This is a genomic window from Sphingobium sp. FG11 (assembly GCF_057809915.1).
The window spans coordinates 50,214-66,908 of record NZ_JBMDKW010000003.1 but is presented as its reverse complement, the minus strand read 5'-3'; the positions used below and the strand labels follow the sequence as shown (position 1 = coordinate 66,908).

The following is a 16,695-nucleotide window of genomic DNA, read 5'->3' as shown; positions in this document are numbered from 1 at the left end:
CGCGATCACCATTTTATAGCAAGGACCATGCGAATGGACGGCATATTCAACACCAACGACCTGATTGATTCCACCATATCCGACCCCTGCGTGCTGGACCCCGATTTTCCGTTCGAGCAGTTCGTCACCCACTTCATCAGCCAGGGTTCCGTCGTTCACGCCACGGTCTGGATCGCGCAGGGACAGGCGCTCAGGGGCACCGTCATCCTCAGCCCCCAATGGTATGGCGGCGACCGGCTGGAAAGCGTCATCATCCCGCTGATGACGGCCGGGATCAACGTCATGACTTTTCACCCACGCGGCATGTGGGACAATCAGCACCGCTATACGCTGACGGGCGCGGTCGATGATCTGCTCGCCGCCGCCGCCTATGTCCGCTCGACGGTCGCGGAGGATATCCGCACGCCGCAGGGTCGTGGATGGCGCGTCGATCCCTCGCGGATCGCGGTCATGGGGTTGAGCGGCGGGGGCGGCAATGTCGGCATTTCCGCTTGTGCGGAGGATCCTGGCATTCAGTCCGTCATCGCGGTCGCGTCCAACACCATGGCGCCCGCGCCCAGCCCCGAAGCCGCGGAACAGGCGAAGGCCAGCCTTGAACGAACGAAGCGGGTGACGGCCGGCCGGGTCGATGTGGAGGGTGTTCTGGCCTCTATGACCCAGGCGGACTATGACCGGATGCGCCCGACCGTCCGTGCGCGCGATCTGGTCGACAAGCATGTGCTGCTTGTCGGCGCGATGCGCGATACGGTCGCGCCACTGGAAACCTGTCATAAGCCGATCGCGCAGGCGATGCGGGACGCGGGGGTGCGGATATTCGACGATGTCATCCTCGATTCCGATCACGGCTTCCTGACGAAGCGCATCGCCCTGGCGCGACTGATCATTCAGTGGCTGCGGCAAAGGTCCGGCTTCTGAAGCAAAAAATCGTTTAGGCTTAAAGCGATAGGATGTACCATGGCTCTTGATATCGACGTCGATCCGGCAATCACCAGCGACTCTGAGCCTGTCGAGCGGGTGCGAGCCTTGCAGGCCCTGATCGCCCGTCATGCGGGTGAAGCGGAAGCCTTAGGCGCCATCGCGCCGCCGGTATTCGACGCGCTCAAGGCCGCCGGCCTTTTTCGCATCATGGTCGCGCGGCGCACCGGCGGCGAAGGCGCGTCGATGCGGACTTTCGTGGAAACGGTCGCGCAAATCGGGCGCTCCTGCCCCGGTTCCGCCTGGGCTTTTGGCCTGCTGGCGGGCACGACCGGCATGGTGGGTTCGTTGCCGGACGCGCAGCGCGCGATGCTGTTCAAACGGGGTGACGAACTGAGCTGTTTCGTCGGTGCCAAGGGCGGGGTCGCGGTCCGGTCCGGCGACGGCTATCTCGTGTCCGGACAATGGCCCTACGGGTCGGGCTGCCTTCACGCTGACTGGGCGTTGTGCGGGGTGATAGTGCGCGACGAGAATGGTGCGCAGATCGATTCCGGCAATCTGTTCATCGATATGTCGGCCGACGATGTCGAAATCATCCGCGACTGGAACGTCGCGGGCATGTCCGCATCGGGCAGCAACCGGGTGAAAGCGGACGGGCATTTCGTCCCTGCGGCCCTGTTCGTCCAGGATAGCGACCTCGGGAACATGATTGGCCTTGTCGGCGAAGAGCGGGCGGAGGCTCGCGACCGCTGGCCCACCGAGCCGCAATTCGGTCTGACCGTCCTGCCCTCGATGATGGGGGCGGCGGGCGGCATGCTGGAAGCGGTGCGTCAGAAGATGAACGATCGCCCGATTCTGGGCTGGAACTATGATCGCCAGTCCGCGTCCGAACAATTGCTGGCACGGCTGGGCGAAGCCGCGATCAAGATCGATTCCGCCTGGATGCATGTGTATCGCGCCTGCGATGTCGTCGATCGCATCGCGCAGGAGCGTGCGGTCTCCACCATGGAAAAGGTTCAGACCCAGGCCGATTGCGGTTACGCCATGCGCCTGCTGCGCGAAGCGGCGGATATCCTGCTCGACATTGCGGGGCCGGGGGCCTTCGTGCAGACGAACCCGATCCAGCGCTACTGGCGCGACCTGAGCGTGGGTTCACGCCACAATGCGCTCAATGCCGGCCTGTCGCTGGAACTGCTGGGTCGGGCGCTGACCGGGGGAACGTCCAATATCAAGAACATGCCGGTGATCTGAACCGGCCAATCCAGCGCGGGCGATTTCCGCGCAGGATTGGCCGGGTCTCAGGCGTTCACCCCATCGACGAAGTCCCGGACAAAGGGCGCGAGGTCGTCGCCCGCGAACGCGCAATAATAGCTGCCATAGCCTTCGCGCTCGACAACCTTGGCATGGGGCAGGGCCTTCTTCGCTCGCTCGTGCCAGAAAAAGATGATGTCGCGCGTGCCGCACACCAGCAGGATCGGGCAGGATACGAGTCCCAGCAGTCTTTGCATGTCGTGCTTGAACACCGCGCGATAGCCCCAATGCCATTCGGTTCCAGCCGTCAGCGTGTCGATCAGCTCGCTATGATAGATGTCCGCCGGCACAGGGTAAAAGGGCGTATCGGGTTCGATCGGCGCGGAACTGTCGCAATCCTTCACTACGCGGGTCCACGCGGTGATGGCCTGCGATCCCCGGATGTCGGGCGGATTGTCGTAGATGAAGGCGCTGTTGCGCGCGCTTTCCTCCATCGTCGGATAGGTCACGCCCGCCAGCATGATGCTCGCCACGCGGTCGGGATGCGTCACCGCCATCTGGGTGGAGACATTGGTGCCGCCATGATGGCCGAAACAGTGGAATTTCCCGATCCCCAGATTGTCGATCGCTTCCATCAGCACGTCCGCGATATAATCATAGGATGGCTCGGCGGTAGGCATGAAGCTTTGCCCATAATGGGGCAGGTCGAAAGCATACATCGGGCAATAGCCGTCGAGCGCGGTCATCAGGCTTTCATAACAGGCGGACGAACTGGCGGTCATGTGGAAGAACAGGATCGGCAGCCCCGCGCCACCTTCGCTATATCGATAGTGAATCTGGCCGTCTCTGGTGTCCACATAAGCTTTTTTAATCGGCACGCGGCATCTCCTCTTCTCTTCCGCTCGAACGGAATGTCGCGTTTATCGTACCTATCAATCGGACCCTGTCACCTCCCTCGCGCTCAGATAGTTCACGATCCGGGGAATATCCTGCTCCTGCACCGGGGCATGATAGATATCGCGCATCTTGACGACGATCGCCTTCCATTGATCCTGGGACAGCGCGGGCTGGGTCAGCACCATGCTCGCCGAATGGCAGGCAGTGCAACTGGCGTTGACGAGCGCGGCGTCGGGACCGTCGGGGAATGCCTTGTCATCAATGGGAAGATCGACCGCCACCGATGTCAGCTTGAAATCCCGCCCCACCGTCGCTGCGCCGGGGGCCTTGGCGGCCGGCAACGACGAGGATGGTTGGCGATCGGACCAGGGGCCAAGGACGATCAGCGCCATGGCGCCGATCATCGCGATTGCCATGATGAATATGCCTTTCATGCCCATGGTCAGCCCACCCTGACATGAGTGGTTTCGATATTGCCCCGCATATAGCCGCCAGGATTCCAGATCGGCCGCATCGGCTGGGCGACACCGGCGCTGTTCCAGCAGCGGGACATCAGATTAACCGGCCCCGGACCGGGCAGCGGAATGCGCGCGTCCCAGCGGCGGAAACTATATTTGCCATGATCTGGTCCGAGGTCGGCGGCGTACCAGCTATGTCCGCCATCCGCAGAGACGCTGACCCGGGTGACGCCATGATCCCCGCCCATCGCGATGCCGCCAACGGGCAGGACAGGCCGGAAGGCGACGGACTGCCCTTCCTCCAGACTGGTCACCCAGCTTCTGGGGATCATCCGGTTGACGGGAGTGGTCGGGAAATCCTTGGATCCGGGCGCGACATTGGCGCCGGCCGCCGTCGGGATCCGGTAGGCCTTCGCCATCCAGTAATCATCGTCTGCCTGGGGCAAGACCTCGATCGAATCGAGCATCTTGATCCAGTAGGTCGAATAATAGCCGGGCACGACCAGTCGACAGGGAAAGCCGTTGAGCAGCGGCAATTGCTGTCCGTTCATGGCGAAGGCGATCATGACCTCCCCATCGCGGGCATGATCGATGTCGAGCGCCTTGCGAAAGTCGGGTGCGCCGGCGATCAACGGCTGGTCGCCGCCGCTGAAACGGACCTGCACGGCGCCCGGCTTCACCCCGGCCTTGTCCAGCACATGGCGCAGCCGCACGCCCACCCATTTCGCATTGCCCATCGCGCCATGGCCCCATTGCGCACCGGGCACGCGCGGCTGGAACAATCCCCGCGAATTGCCGGCGCATTGATTGACGGCGGCCAGTTCGATGCGGGGCATGCGCAGCAATTCCGCGATGCTGATCGACAGCGGCCGATCGACATGGCCGCCAATACGGATGCGGTAGCGCGCGACGTCGATCGACGCGGGAATATCCCCCCAATGCCACCGTACGAAAAACTGGTCGTTGGGCGTGAAGACATCGCCGTTGAAAACGCGCATGGGCGTTTCCAGCAGCGGAGGGTGCATCCGCTGGAGGATCATCGACCCTTTTTGGGGGAAGGCGGTCGTCAACGGACGACGGGCATTGCCACCGGGCAGGTGCAGGTCCACCAGGGATTGCGCGATCGATGGCGTGGCGGCGAGACCGGCCGCGCTGGCGGTGGCGCCGGCGAGCAGGCGACGACGGCTGATGCGGTCATCCGCCCGGTTGAAGCTCTCCATTCACCACTCCTCTGGCGATCGAAACCGTAATTCCGTGGAAGCCTTGTCGGGAACCGCGCTATGCGCGCCCCGACCTGAAGCCAAGTGTGATCCTCTTGCGCCACGATCGCAAGAGCCTTGCCAGCGCCCTAAGCGCGAGGAAAGGACGGTCGTTGCAGGCCGAGATGCTCGCGTAGCGTCGTCCCTTCATATTCGGTGCGGAACAGCCCGCGGCGCTGCAATTCCGGGACGACCTTGGTGCCGAAATCGCGCATGCCGCTCTCCAGCGGGAAGAACATCATGAACCCGTCGACCACGCCGGCGCGGAACCATTCCTCCATCAAATCCGCCACCTCCATCGCGGTGCCGTGGATGGTGCTGGCCGAGCGGCTCTGCGAAAACTTCCGGTAGAGTTCGCGCACGGTCATGGGCCGTTCGGACAACCATTCGCGCAGCACCGCGTCGGCGGATTTGCTGGAATTGGCTTCCTTGGGCAGGCGGTCGATCGTCACGAGATCGTCCACTCCCAGATCCGACAGATCGGCTTCCAGATCGACCGAAACCATGTGTCTGATAACCTCGGGATGGAGCTTGTCCTGCATCGCCTCATAGGCGGCGACCGCCTCCTCCTTGCTGTCCGCGACGATGACGTTGAGGGCGTTGAGGATGCGCATTTCATCGGGCTGGCGGCCATGTTTCGCCATGCGCTGCTTCATATCGTCGTAAAATTCGCGCGACTTTTCCATGGTGCCGTTGATTGAGAAGATGACTTCGCCATATTTCGAGCCGAAGTCCCGCCCGTCCTCCGATGCGCCGGCCTGTACCAGCACCGGGCGCCCCTGCGGCGGCCGCGCGAGATTCAGCGGGCCGCGCACGTCGTAAAATTTGCCCTTGTGGTTCTGGACGTGGATCTTGGCGGGATCGACATAGAAGCCCGATTCCACGTCGCGGCAGAAGGCATCGTCTTCATAACTGTCCCACAGGCCGAGCACGGTGTCGGTGAATTCGCGGCCACGTTCATAACGATCGGCATGGGCGATGCCGTCCGAATGACCGAAATTGAGCGCCGCCAGCGGATGCCGTCCGGTCACGATGTTCCACCCGGCGCGGCCTTCGCTGATATGATCGAGCGAGGCGACGATGCGCGCCATATTATAGGGTTCGTAATAGCTGGTGCATCCGGTCGCGACCAGGCCGATCCGCGAGGTCAGCTGGGACAGGGCGGCCATCTGCGTGAACGGCTCCAGCAGGTTGGTATAGATGCTGTTGCGGGCGACCACGTCGAGCGGGCCGGGCCGGATCGAGGGCGAATCATATTGGAAGATGAAGTCGAGTTTGGCAGCTTCGGCCTCCTGCGCCATCTGTGCGAAGAAGCGGATATTGTTGACCGGGTCGCGCTGATCCGCGAAATTCTGCCAGCCGGCGGCATGGGTGCCGGCCGGTTCCATCATCCACCCGAGCGCCATATGTTTCGATGCTGGCACGGCATTCCTCCTCCACTCAGGCTGACCGGGGACGGGCAACTCCGAATGGCATTAATGTATATCCATTAACTCTGGAAGCAAGGAGAAATAGCGGGCCAGAGACGGCCCTGTGCGTCGGTGGTCAATTCTCTCCCGCCATGCCGACCGGGTCCTGATCGGGCGACCCGGCCTGCCAGCGGACCGAACCAAAGGGCCGTTCCAGCCAGCGTTCGATCGCCGTCTGCATCTCTCCATCCAGATAGGCGAACGCCTGCTGCTGGACCTCGATCTCCTCCACGGTCGAGCGATTGCGCTGGCGCAGATAATCGTGCCACGTCGGGCTGCGATAGCGTTCGACCCAGCGTTCGGGATCGTTGATATTGCGGCTGAGCGACCATCCATAAGCGCCGTTGCGGGTGCGGATGCGCTGCACATGCCGCATCAGATCGTAAAATCCGCGCGCTTCGTCCATCGGCACGCGATATCGCAGCTCGATGATGATCGGGCCGCTGCGGCCGGTGATGCCGAGCCTGATTTCGGGGTCGGCCAGCGGCTCGTCGAGCGTGCGGGCGGCATCTTCCCGATCGGCGATCGGCAGGAGCAGCCCCACCAGCGGCGCCAGCGCATGACAGCCAGCGGCAACGAACAGGGCGGTCTGCGTGCCATATCCCTGCGCCGCCATGCCCCATAGAACCGCGCCGATGGCGATGCCGCCCGCGATCGTCGCGTTCAGGCATGCCACCGCTCGCCCCGTCACCCAGCGAGGCACGAACAGCTGCACGGCGATGTTGACGGTCGTCATCTGGATCATCCAGGCCGCGCCCGCCATCAGCAAGGCGACGGACGAGACGGCGAGCGTGTGGCTGAACGCCAACGCCGCGACTGCGCCCGCCATCGCGATGCTGCATCCGGCCGCGACCTTTTCATTCCCCCGTCGGCGAACGGGCTGGAGAATGAAGATCGCGCCGACCGCGCCAAGTCCGAAGAAGCCCAGCATCATGCCGAATGCGCGCGCGCCGCCGCCCAGCATGTCGCGGGCGATGAGCGGCATCAGCGAGAGGAGCGCGGCCCCGAGCGCCCCTGTGATGAAGGAGCGGGCGACCGCGGTGCGCACGGGCTGCATGTGCATGATATAGCGCAGGCCGCCCATCATCGCCCGGCCCAGCCGCTCGGGCGGCAGGCGGGAAGGCGGCGGGGTGCGTCGCCACAGGAGCAGGGCGAGCAGGATCGGGAGGTAGCAGAGCGCGCTCACCGCGAAGGCCGCGCTTGCTCCCGCCGCCGCGACGATCGCGCCGCCGGCCGCCGGGCCGAAGCTGCGCGCGATATTATAGCTGATGCCGTTCAGTGCGACGGCCTGCGGCAGCAACGGTGGCGGCACCTGCTCGCCGGGGGAGGATTGCCAGGCGGGCGAATAGATCGCCACGCCGCAGCCGACCAGAAAGCACATGGCGAGCAACGTCCATGGCACGATCCAGCCCGCGAACGCCAGCGCCGTCAGGAAAAGCCCGCCCGCCATGCTGAAGCCGAGCGCCGCCATCTGCGCCTTGCGGCGGTCATACATGTCGGCGATCGCCCCCGCCGGGACGGCGAGCAGCGCGATCGGCAGGAAGGTGGCCGTCTGCACCATCGCGACCATGCCGGGCGAGCCGATGTCCGTCATCACCCAGGCCGCCGCGACGCCCTGGATCAGCGCGCCCGTATTCGAGACGAGACTGCCGAGCCAGATGTTGCGGAAGGTGGAGACGGCGAGCGGTGCGAAGACGCCGGCCCTGACCGGTGGTTCCGGGCTATCCATACTCATCTCCCCTTCGTGCGTCGCCCATCGCTACGCGGATGCGGCGGGATTGAGAAGGCCCGGCCCGTCGCCCGGTGGCGTTTTATCGCCACCGCCGCCCGCCAGCATCGCTTCGAGGCGTGTGGGCAGAGGCGTCTGCTCGTGCAGCAGATAACCGCTCTTGCGGGCGAACAGGAAGCCGATGGAACGGGTCAGGGTAAAGCCCGCTAGGCGCGGCCGCACCACGCCCGGATGCGCATAGCCCGCCGGCATGACGGTCAGGCCAAGTCCCGCCGCGACCATCTGCAACACGCGCTCGTCATTGGTGGAGCGCAGGGCGAAGGGTGGGCGGACGCCGCGTTCGGTGAAATGGCGGCTGGTGTCGGCCAGCGCCTCGCAATGGCGGCGCACGATCATCGTTTCGTCCGCGATCTCCTCCGCCGCGATTTCCGCGCGATGCGCCAGCGGATGCCCGGCCGCCAGCGCGATGGCATAGCCTTCCTGCGTGATGGGCTTTTCCACGAAACGCCCGCCGCCTCTGTGCGTCAGCGAAAGGGCGAGGTCGATCCGGTCGCGATCGAGGTTGCCGATCAGGTCGCGCTCCGATCCATAGACGATCTCGACACCGCGCTTTTCTTCCGGCGTCAGCGCCGCCACGGCGTCGGCGATCAGCGCGCCGGGCATGCTGTGCAGCACGCCCAGCCGCAGCCTTGGCCCCGGCGCATCGCCCTCTTCGGCGATGGCGCGTTGCGCAGCGTTGAATTCGGCCTCGATCCGCCGGGCATAGTCCAGCAGCCGGGTACCCGCCTGCGTCAGTTGCATGCGCTGGCTGGAGCGGGCGAACAGTTGCGCGCCCAGCGTCTTTTCCAGCTTGGCGATGCCGACCGACAGCGTCGGTTGCGACACGTTGCAATGCGCGGCGGCGCGTGAAAAACTGCCGCGGTCGACCACCGCCAGGAAATAGCGCAGCAAATAGCGTTCCATTATAGATGGTATCTATAGTCGGGTGAAGGAAAGTTTCAATTTCAATATCGCCTAGCGCTTGGTAGGCGTGCGGTTGAGGAGAGTTTCCATGACCGATTTCGATTTCGCGCTTGGCGATAACGCCGACATGATCCGCGAGAGCACGGCCCGCTTTTCCGCCGACAAGATCGCGCCGCTCGCCGCCGAAATCGACGAGAAGGACTGGTTTCCCCGCGAACAGCTCTGGCCCGCCATGGGCGAACTCGGCCTGCACGGCATCACCGTGGCACAGGAGGATGGTGGCCTCGGCCTTGGCTATCTGGAGCATGTCGTCGCGCAGGAGGAAGTGGCGCGCGCGTCAGCCTCCATCGGCCTGTCCTACGGCGCGCATTCCAATCTGTGCGTCAACCAGATCAGGCGCTGGGGCACTCCGGCGCAAAAGGCCCGCTATCTCCCCAAGCTGATTTCCGGCGCGCATGTCGGTTCGCTCGCCATGTCGGAGGCGGGGGCCGGATCGGACGTCGTGTCTATGAAGCTGAAGGCGCAGAAGCGCGGCGATCGCTATGTCCTCAACGGCACCAAGTTCTGGATCACCAACGCGGCCTATGCCGACACGCTGGTCGTCTATGCGCGGACCGATCCGGATGCGGGATCGCGCGGGATCACCACCTTCCTCATCGAAAAGGGGATGAAGGGCTTTTCCATCGGCCAGAAGATCGCGAAAATGGGCATGCGGGGCAGCCCGACCTCCGAACTGCTGTTCGAGGATTGCGAGGTGCCGGAAGAGAATATCATGGGGCCGCTCAATGGCGGCGTCGGCGTGCTGATGTCGGGTCTCGATTATGAACGGACGGTGCTGGCGGGCATCCAGCTTGGCGTCATGCAGGCATGTCTCGACGTGGTCCTGCCGTATGTCCGTGAGCGCACGCAGTTCGGCAAGCCGATCGGCGCGTTCCAGCTGATGCAGGCCAAGATCGCCGACATGTATGTCGCGCTCAATTCCGCCCGTGCCTATGTCTATGCCGTGGCGAAGGCGTGCGACGCGGGCAAGACGACGCGCTTCGACGCTGCTGGCGCCATCCTGCTGGCGTCGGAAAACGCGATGAAGGTCGCGCTGGAGGCGGTGCAGGCGCTGGGCGGCGCGGGCTATACGAAAGACTGGCCGGTCGAACGCTATATGCGCGACGCCAAGCTGCTCGACATCGGAGCGGGCACCAACGAGATCCGGCGGATGCTGATCGGCCGGGAGTTGATCGGGGTATGAGCGCGCCGGTTCTCGACAGCAAGCTCGTGCCGGACAGCGAGGGCTTTCGCGCCAATGCCGCGCATAACCGCGCGCTCGCCGCGCAGTTGCGCGACAAGGCCGCCGCCGCCGCCCTGGGCGGGCCGGATCATGCCCGAGACAAGCATAACGCCCGTGGCAAGCTGCTCCCGCGTGACCGGGTCGAGCAATTGCTGGATGCCGGATCGCCCTTTCTGGAAATCGGCCAGCTTGCCGCCAACGGTCTCTATGGCGACGAGGTGCCCGGCGCCGGCATCATCGCTGGCATCGGGCGGGTGTCCGGTCGGCAGGTGATGATCGCCTGTAACGACGCCACGGTGAAGGGCGGCACCTATTATCCGCTGACCGTGAAGAAGCATCTGCGCGCGCAGGAGATCGCGCTCGAAAACCATCTACCCTGCCTGTATCTGGTCGATTCCGGCGGCGCGAACCTGCCCAATCAGGCGGAGGTGTTCCCCGACCGAGAGCATTTCGGCCGCATCTTCTACAATCAGGCGCAAATGTCGGCGCGCGGCATCCCCCAGATCGCCTGCGTGATGGGCAGCTGCACCGCGGGCGGCGCCTATGTCCCCGCCATGTCGGATGAAACCGTGATCGTGCGCAACCAGGGCACGATCTTCCTCGCCGGTCCGCCGCTGGTGCAGGCGGCGACGGGTGAGGTCATCACGGCCGAGGAATTGGGCGGCGGCGACCTGCATGGCCGCCGGTCGGGCGTGGTCGATCATGTCGCGGAGAGCGACGATCATGCGCTCACCATTGTCCGCGACATCGTTTCGACTTTCGCGCCCGACCGCGCGGCCGACGTCAACCTGCGCGATCCGCAGCCGCCCCGGTTCGATCCGGCGGAGCTATATGGCGTCATCCCGCAGGATGTGCGCGCGCCCTATGATGTGCGGGAAGTGATCGCGCGGCTGGTCGACGGGTCGCAATTCCATGAATTCAAGGCGCTCTATGGCACGACGCTGGTCTGCGGCTTTGCCCATATCGGTGGCATGCCGGTCGCGATCATCGCCAATAATGGCGTGCTGTTCAGCGAAAGCGCGCTCAAGGGCGCGCATTTCATCGAGCTGGCCTGCCAGCGCCGCATCCCGCTGCTGTTCCTCCAGAATATTTCCGGCTTCATGGTCGGCGGCAAATATGAGGCGGAAGGCATCGCCAAAAATGGCGCAAAGCTGGTGACGGCGGTCGCGACGGCGCAGGTGCCCAAGATCACGCTGCTGATCGGCGGCAGCTTCGGCGCGGGCAATTATGGCATGTGCGGCCGCGCCTATGGCCCGCGCTTCCTGTTCAGCTGGCCCAATGCCCGCATTTCGGTGATGGGCGGCGAGCAGGCGGCGTCGGTGCTCGCCACCGTGCATCGCGACGCGGCGCGGTGGACGCCGGAGGAAGCGGAAGCGTTCAAGGCCCCGGTGCGCGCCAAATATGAGGAAGAGGGCAATCCCTATTACGCCACCGCGCGGCTGTGGGACGATGGCGTCATCGACCCGGCGCAGACGCGCGACGTCCTCACCCTCGCCCTCGCCGCTACGCTGAACGCGCCGATCGCCGATCGCGCGCAGTTCGGCCTGTTCCGGATGTAAATCGATGATCCAGTCCCTCCTCATCGCCAATCGCGGCGAAATCGCCTGCCGGATCATCCGCACGGCCCGCCGCCTGGGCATTCGCACGGTGGCGGTCTATTCCGACGCCGATGCCGATGCGCTGCATGTCCGCTTGGCCGACCAGGCGGTGCATATCGGGCCGTCGCCGGTCGGCCAGTCCTACCTGCTGGGCGACACCATCATCGCCGCCGCGCTGGCGGCCGGGGCGGAGGCGATCCATCCGGGCTATGGCTTCCTGTCGGAAAATGCCGCCTTCGCGCAGGCGGTGATCGACGCCGGGCTGATCTGGGTCGGTCCCCATCCGTCCAGCATCACCGCGATGGGTCTCAAGGACGCGGCCAAGACGCTGATGCAGGCCGCCGGGGTTCCCACTACGCCCGGCTATCTGGGCGAGGATCAGTCGCCCGATCGTCTGCGGGCGGAGGCGGACGCGATCGGCTATCCCGTCCTTATCAAGGCCGTAGCCGGTGGCGGTGGCAAGGGCATGCGCAAGGTGGACAGCGCGGGCGACTTCGCCGACGCGCTGCTGTCCTGTCAGCGCGAGGCGGCGTCCAGCTTCGGCAATGATTCCGTACTGCTGGAAAAATGGGTGACGAACCCCCGCCATATCGAAGTGCAGATCTTCGGCGACGCCCATGGCGAGGTCGTCCATCTGTTCGAACGCGATTGTTCGCTCCAGCGCCGCCATCAGAAGGTGATCGAGGAAGCGCCCGCGCCGGGCATGGACGCCGCCACGCGCGAAGCGGTGTGCCGGGCGGCGGTCAACGCGGCGAAGGCGGTCGATTATGTCGGCGCCGGGACGATCGAGTTCATCGCCGACGGGTCGGAAGGGCTGCGCGCCGACCGCATCTGGTTCATGGAGATGAACACGCGGCTCCAGGTCGAACATCCGGTGACGGAAGCGATCACCGGGCAGGATCTGGTCGAATGGCAGTTGCGCGTGGCGAGCGGGGAGTCGCTGCCGCTGGCGCAGGATCAGTTGTCGATCACCGGCTGGGCGATGGAGGCGCGTCTTTATGCCGAGGACCCGGCCAAGGGCTTCCTGCCCTCGATCGGCCGGCTCGACCGCTTCGATCTGGGCGATGGCGTGCGCATCGACACCGGCGTCGGGCAGGGCGCGGAGATTTCGCCCTTCTACGATCCGATGATCGCCAAGCTCATCGCCCATGGTCCGACCCGCGACGCCGCCCGCGAGGATCTGGCGCGGGCGCTGGACGACAGCGCCGTCTGGCCGCTCAAGACCAATGCGGGATTTCTGGTGAAGGCGCTGCGCCATCCCGATTTCGCCGCCGCACGGCTCGACACCGGCCTGATCGCGCGGGAAGGCGATGCGCTGATGCCGCCAACCCGGCCCGACGCCGCCGCGCTGGCCGATGCCGCCGCCGCCCTGTCGCTGGGCGGCACGGTGGCGGGCTTCCGCCTGAACGCGCCGCGACGGGGACAAGGCCACTTCCTGATCGATGGCGAGGCGATCACGATCGCCTATGATCCGCGCGAGGAGGATGCCGCGCCGCGCGACGATATGCTGGTGGCGCAGGGCGGGCAGGTCTGGCGGCTCTCGCCCTTCCGGGCGGGCGGTGCCGGCGGGGCGGACGCGTCCGATGGCGCGATCCTGTCGCCCATGCCGGGCCGGATCATCGCCGTCATGGTCACCGCCGGTGACACCGTGACGAAGGGGCAGAAGCTCCTCACGCTGGAAGCGATGAAGATGGAGCATAGCCTCGTCGCGCCCTTTGACGGGATCATCGCGACGCTCAACGCCAGCGAGGGCGGGCAGGTGAGCGAAGGCGCGCTGCTGGCCAAGATCGACAAGGCCGAATAAGGGAACATCCGCGCGGCAGGCTCGTAATGAGGGAGCGGGGCGGCGCATCTTCGCCCGCCTGCTTCGAGGATCGCCGATCATGACCCACGCCGATTTCCTGCGCGAACAATGCTATATCGACGGTCAATGGTGCGACGCCGACAGTGGCGAAACCGTCGATGTCACCGATCCGGGCAAGGGCGTCAGGCTGGGCTGCGTGCCCGCCATGGGGCAGGCGGAAACGGCGCGGGCCATCGCGGCGGCGCAGGCGGCGCTGCCCGGCTGGCGCGCCCGCACCGCCGCCGACCGCGCGACGCTGCTGCGGCGGCTGTTCGATCTGATGATGGCGAATCAGGATGCGCTGGGCGAATTGCTGACCCGCGAGCAGGGCAAGCCCTTAGCCGAGGCGAAGGGCGAGATCGCCTATGCCGCGGGCTTTGTCGAATGGTTCGCCGAAGAAGGCAAGCGCGCCTATGGCGAGGTCGTGCCCTCCCACGCCGCCGACAAGCGCATCGTCGTGCTGAAACAGGGCGTCGGCGTCGTCGGCGCGATCACGCCCTGGAATTTTCCGACCGCGATGGTCACGCGCAAACTGGCCCCGGCGCTCGCGGCGGGATGCACGATCGTCATCAAGCCTGCGTCCGCGACCCCCTTTTCCGCGCTGGCGCTGGGCGTGCTGGCGCAGCAGGCGGGCATTCCGGCGGGCGTCATCAACATCGTCACCGGCTCCGCGCGCGCAATCGGCGGCGAATTGACCACGAACCCGCTCGTGCGCAAGATCAGCTTCACCGGATCGACCGAGACCGGCCGGGCGCTGCTGCGCGCCTGCGCCGACACGGTGAAGAAAGCCAGCATGGAACTGGGCGGTAACGCGCCCTTCCTCGTATTCGACGATGCCGATATCGACGCGGCGGTCGAAGGAGCGATGGCGTCGAAATTCCGCAACAACGGCCAGACCTGCATCTGCACCAATCGATTTTACGTGCAGGACGGTGTCTATGACGCCTTCGTCGCGAAACTGGTCGGGAAGGTGAAGGCGCTCAAGGTCGGCTATGGCCTGGATGAAGGCACAGCGGTCGGCCCGCTGATCGACGGCAAGGCTGTCGAAAAGGTGGAGGAGCATGTCGCCGACGCGATCAAAGGCGGTGGCGCGCTGCTGACGGGCGGGCGGCGCAGCAGCCTTGGCGGCTTCTATTATGAACCGACCGTCATCGCCGATGTCGCGCCGGACATGAAGCTGGCGCGCGAAGAGACGTTCGGACCGCTCGCCGGGGTCATCCGCTTTTCTGACGAGGCGCAGGCGATCCGCCTCGCCAATGACAGCGAGTTCGGCCTCGCCAGCTATTTCTACGCAAGCGACCTTGGCCGCGTCTGGCGTGTCGCCGAAGCGCTGGAAGCGGGCATGGTCGGCATCAATACCGGCCTCATCTCCACCGAGGTCGCCCCCTTTGGCGGGGTGAAACAATCGGGCCTTGGTCGCGAAGGCTCCCGCCACGGCCTCGACGATTATATGGAGCTGAAATATCTCTGCATGGGCATCGGCGCTCCGGGCTGACCCGGCGGGTTGGCAAAACAGCATTGGCTTGGGGCCGGTTTTGATCTAGGGCGAGCGCGCAAGGACCGGGTAAAGCCGGACCTCGCATGATCGCGCCGGTGCCCCCTTTCGGGGCTTAATCGGGAATGCGGTGCGGGCGCCCCAAAGCGCCCAAATCCGCGGCTGTCCCTGCAACTGTAAGCGGATAGCGCGATGCACAGGCTCCCCATCAAGGGAGCGGTCACTGGACGGCGCATCGGCGCCACGTTCGGGAAGGCGTGCATCAAGCTGTGACCCGCGAGCCAGGAGACCTGCCGGCGCTCCGGTCGCTCTTGCCTTGGTCCAGGGGATGGTCATGGCACGGTAACTCTCCGTCTGAGCGACGAACTGTGCGGCTGGGGCTGCACGGTCGCGTGGCTATGGGCGATGTGTCGCGCCCGCCCGTCGTTGCGCGCCGACCGGACCTGTCCGGCAAGCCCCGCTCTGTCTCGCTCCGGCGCGCGGAGAGTTATCCATGTCCGACCTGTCCAAGGTGCCGGTCACCATCGTCACCGGCTTTCTGGGCGCCGGCAAGACCACGCTCATCAGCCACCTGATCCGCAATGCGGGCGGGCGGCGGCTGGCGGTGGTCGTCAACGAGTTCGGTTCGCTCGGCGTCGATGGCGACATATTGGCGTCGTGCGCCATTCCCGATTGCCCGGCGGAAAATATCGTTGAACTGGCCAATGGCTGCATCTGCTGCACCGTGGCCGATGATTTCATCCCCACCGTCGAAACGCTGCTCGCGCTCGATCCGCGCCCCGACCATATCCTCATCGAAACATCCGGACTGGCCTTGCCCAAGCCGTTGCTCAAGGCGTTCGACTGGCCCGCGATCCGCAGCCGCATCACCGTGGACGGCGTGCTGGCGCTGGCCGATGCCGAAGCGGTCGCGGCGGGCCGGTTCGCGCCCGATGTCGCCGCGCTCGACGCGCAGCGCGCCGCCGATCCCGGCATCGACCATGAAACGCCGCTGTCCGAAGTGTTCGAGGACCAGCTTGCCTGCGCCGACATGGTGCTGCTGACCAAGGTCGATCTCGCCGGGGCGGAGGGCGTCGCCGCCGCCCGCGCCGTCATCGCGGCGGAATCGCCCCGGCCCGTGCCGGTGATCGAACTGACCGAAGGCGTGGTCGATCCGCACCTGATCCTGGGTCTTTCCGCTGCCGCCGAGGATGATATCGCCGCGCGCCCGTCGCATCATGATGGCGAGGACGATCACGAGCATGAGGATTTCGACAGCATCGTGGTCGAATGGGGCGAAATCGCCGATCCCGCTTTGCTCGCCACCCGGATCGAGGCGCTCGCGCGCGACCAGAATATCCTGCGGGTGAAGGGATATGCCGCCGTCGCGGGCAAGCCGATGCGGCTGCTGGTGCAGGCGGTCGGCGCGCGGGTGCGGCACCAATATGACCGGCCATGGCGGCCGGACGAAGCACGGCGGACGACGATGGTCGTCATCGCCGAGCATGACCATATCGACGCCGACGCGATCCGCGCGACACTGCTGGGATAAAAGCG

The 16,695-nt window shown here is 65.4% G+C and carries 13 protein-coding genes and 1 riboswitch; of the genes, 7 read left to right on the top strand and 6 right to left on the bottom strand.

Annotated features, from left to right (window positions below; translation table 11 throughout):
* Window positions 1-33: 33 nt before the first annotated feature.
* Window positions 34-915 (top strand): hypothetical protein, encoded by an 882-nt coding sequence (locus tag ACODSN_RS03320; RefSeq protein ID WP_489053148.1) that lies wholly within the window; start codon window positions 34-36, stop codon window positions 913-915.
* 39 nt (window positions 916-954) lie between these two features.
* Window positions 955-2,166: an acyl-CoA dehydrogenase family protein gene (locus ACODSN_RS03315; protein WP_489053147.1), complete on the top strand. Its 1,212-nt coding sequence runs from the start codon at window positions 955-957 to the stop codon at window positions 2,164-2,166.
* A 47-nt stretch (window positions 2,167-2,213) separates the two neighbouring features.
* On the opposite strand, the gene ACODSN_RS03310 is transcribed toward ACODSN_RS03315, so the two are convergent.
* The 6 genes from ACODSN_RS03310 to ACODSN_RS03285 form a co-directional block, all read right to left on the bottom strand.
* Window positions 2,214-3,044: an alpha/beta fold hydrolase gene (locus tag ACODSN_RS03310; RefSeq protein WP_489053146.1), complete on the bottom strand. Its 831-nt coding sequence runs from the start codon at window positions 3,042-3,044 to the stop codon at window positions 2,214-2,216.
* Between the two features lie 54 nt (window positions 3,045-3,098).
* On the bottom strand, window positions 3,099-3,479 hold the full coding sequence (locus ACODSN_RS03305; RefSeq protein ID WP_489053145.1) for a hypothetical protein: 381 nt from the start codon (window positions 3,477-3,479) through the stop codon (window positions 3,099-3,101).
* Window positions 3,480-3,505: 26 nt separating this feature from the next.
* Complete coding sequence (locus ACODSN_RS03300; RefSeq protein WP_489053144.1) at window positions 3,506-4,741, bottom strand: molybdopterin-dependent oxidoreductase; 1,236 nt, start codon at window positions 4,739-4,741, stop codon at window positions 3,506-3,508.
* Between the two features lie 128 nt (window positions 4,742-4,869).
* Window positions 4,870-6,204, bottom strand: a complete 1,335-nt coding sequence (locus ACODSN_RS03295) for an NtaA/DmoA family FMN-dependent monooxygenase (RefSeq protein WP_489053143.1) — start codon at window positions 6,202-6,204, stop codon at window positions 4,870-4,872.
* Between the two features lie 121 nt (window positions 6,205-6,325).
* The gene (locus tag ACODSN_RS03290) at window positions 6,326-7,978 is read right to left on the bottom strand and encodes an MFS transporter (protein ID WP_489053142.1); all 1,653 of its coding nucleotides are present in this window, start codon (window positions 7,976-7,978) and stop codon (window positions 6,326-6,328) included.
* A gap of 30 nt (window positions 7,979-8,008) precedes the next feature.
* Entirely contained in the window at window positions 8,009-8,944 is a 936-nt protein-coding gene (locus ACODSN_RS03285; protein ID WP_489053402.1) for a LysR family transcriptional regulator, read from the bottom strand.
* An 85-nt stretch (window positions 8,945-9,029) separates the two neighbouring features.
* Here ACODSN_RS03285 and ACODSN_RS03280 point away from each other — a divergent pair, with 85 nt between their 5' ends.
* The 5 genes from ACODSN_RS03280 (at window position 9,030) to cobW (ending at window position 16,690) form a co-directional block, all read left to right on the top strand.
* Window positions 9,030-10,184 (top strand): isovaleryl-CoA dehydrogenase, encoded by a 1,155-nt coding sequence (locus tag ACODSN_RS03280; protein ID WP_489053140.1) that lies wholly within the window; start codon window positions 9,030-9,032, stop codon window positions 10,182-10,184.
* Window positions 10,181-11,782, top strand: a complete 1,602-nt coding sequence (locus tag ACODSN_RS03275; RefSeq protein WP_489053138.1) for a carboxyl transferase domain-containing protein — start codon at window positions 10,181-10,183, stop codon at window positions 11,780-11,782. Before ACODSN_RS03280 ends, ACODSN_RS03275 begins: the two co-directional genes overlap by 4 nt.
* Window positions 11,783-11,786: 4 nt before the next feature.
* A complete protein-coding gene (locus ACODSN_RS03270) occupies window positions 11,787-13,625 on the top strand; it encodes an acetyl/propionyl/methylcrotonyl-CoA carboxylase subunit alpha (protein WP_489053137.1) in 1,839 nt (612 codons plus the stop codon).
* Between the two features lie 79 nt (window positions 13,626-13,704).
* Window positions 13,705-15,159 carry an NAD-dependent succinate-semialdehyde dehydrogenase gene (locus tag ACODSN_RS03265; protein WP_489053135.1) on the top strand — a complete coding sequence of 485 codons (1,455 nt, stop codon included), beginning with the start codon at window positions 13,705-13,707 and terminating at the stop codon, window positions 15,157-15,159.
* 79 nt (window positions 15,160-15,238) lie between these two features.
* A riboswitch (cobalamin riboswitch) is annotated at window positions 15,239-15,471 on the top strand.
* 181 nt (window positions 15,472-15,652) lie between these two features.
* A complete protein-coding gene (gene cobW, locus ACODSN_RS03260) occupies window positions 15,653-16,690 on the top strand; it encodes a cobalamin biosynthesis protein CobW (RefSeq protein ID WP_489053133.1) in 1,038 nt (345 codons plus the stop codon).
* The last annotated feature ends 5 nt before the right edge of the window (window positions 16,691-16,695 follow it).

Bases quoted from the DNA above. Each gene is read 5' to 3' on its own strand.
- ACODSN_RS03305 (WP_489053145.1), bottom strand. From the start codon at position 3,479: ATGGCAATCGCGATGATCGGCGCCATGGCGCTGATCGTCCTTGGCCCC.
- ACODSN_RS03320 (WP_489053148.1), top strand. From the start codon at position 34: ATGGACGGCATATTCAACACCAACGACCTGATTGATTCCACCATATCC.
- ACODSN_RS03280 (WP_489053140.1), top strand. From the start codon at position 9,030: ATGACCGATTTCGATTTCGCGCTTGGCGATAACGCCGACATGATCCGC.
- ACODSN_RS03315 (WP_489053147.1), top strand. From the start codon at position 955: ATGGCTCTTGATATCGACGTCGATCCGGCAATCACCAGCGACTCTGAG.
- ACODSN_RS03275 (WP_489053138.1), top strand. From the start codon at position 10,181: ATGAGCGCGCCGGTTCTCGACAGCAAGCTCGTGCCGGACAGCGAGGGC.
- cobW (WP_489053133.1), top strand. From the start codon at position 15,653: ATGTCCGACCTGTCCAAGGTGCCGGTCACCATCGTCACCGGCTTTCTG.
- ACODSN_RS03300 (WP_489053144.1), bottom strand. From the start codon at position 4,741: ATGGAGAGCTTCAACCGGGCGGATGACCGCATCAGCCGTCGTCGCCTG.
- ACODSN_RS03290 (WP_489053142.1), bottom strand. From the start codon at position 7,978: ATGGATAGCCCGGAACCACCGGTCAGGGCCGGCGTCTTCGCACCGCTC.
- ACODSN_RS03270 (WP_489053137.1), top strand. From the start codon at position 11,787: ATGATCCAGTCCCTCCTCATCGCCAATCGCGGCGAAATCGCCTGCCGG.
- ACODSN_RS03265 (WP_489053135.1), top strand. From the start codon at position 13,705: ATGACCCACGCCGATTTCCTGCGCGAACAATGCTATATCGACGGTCAA.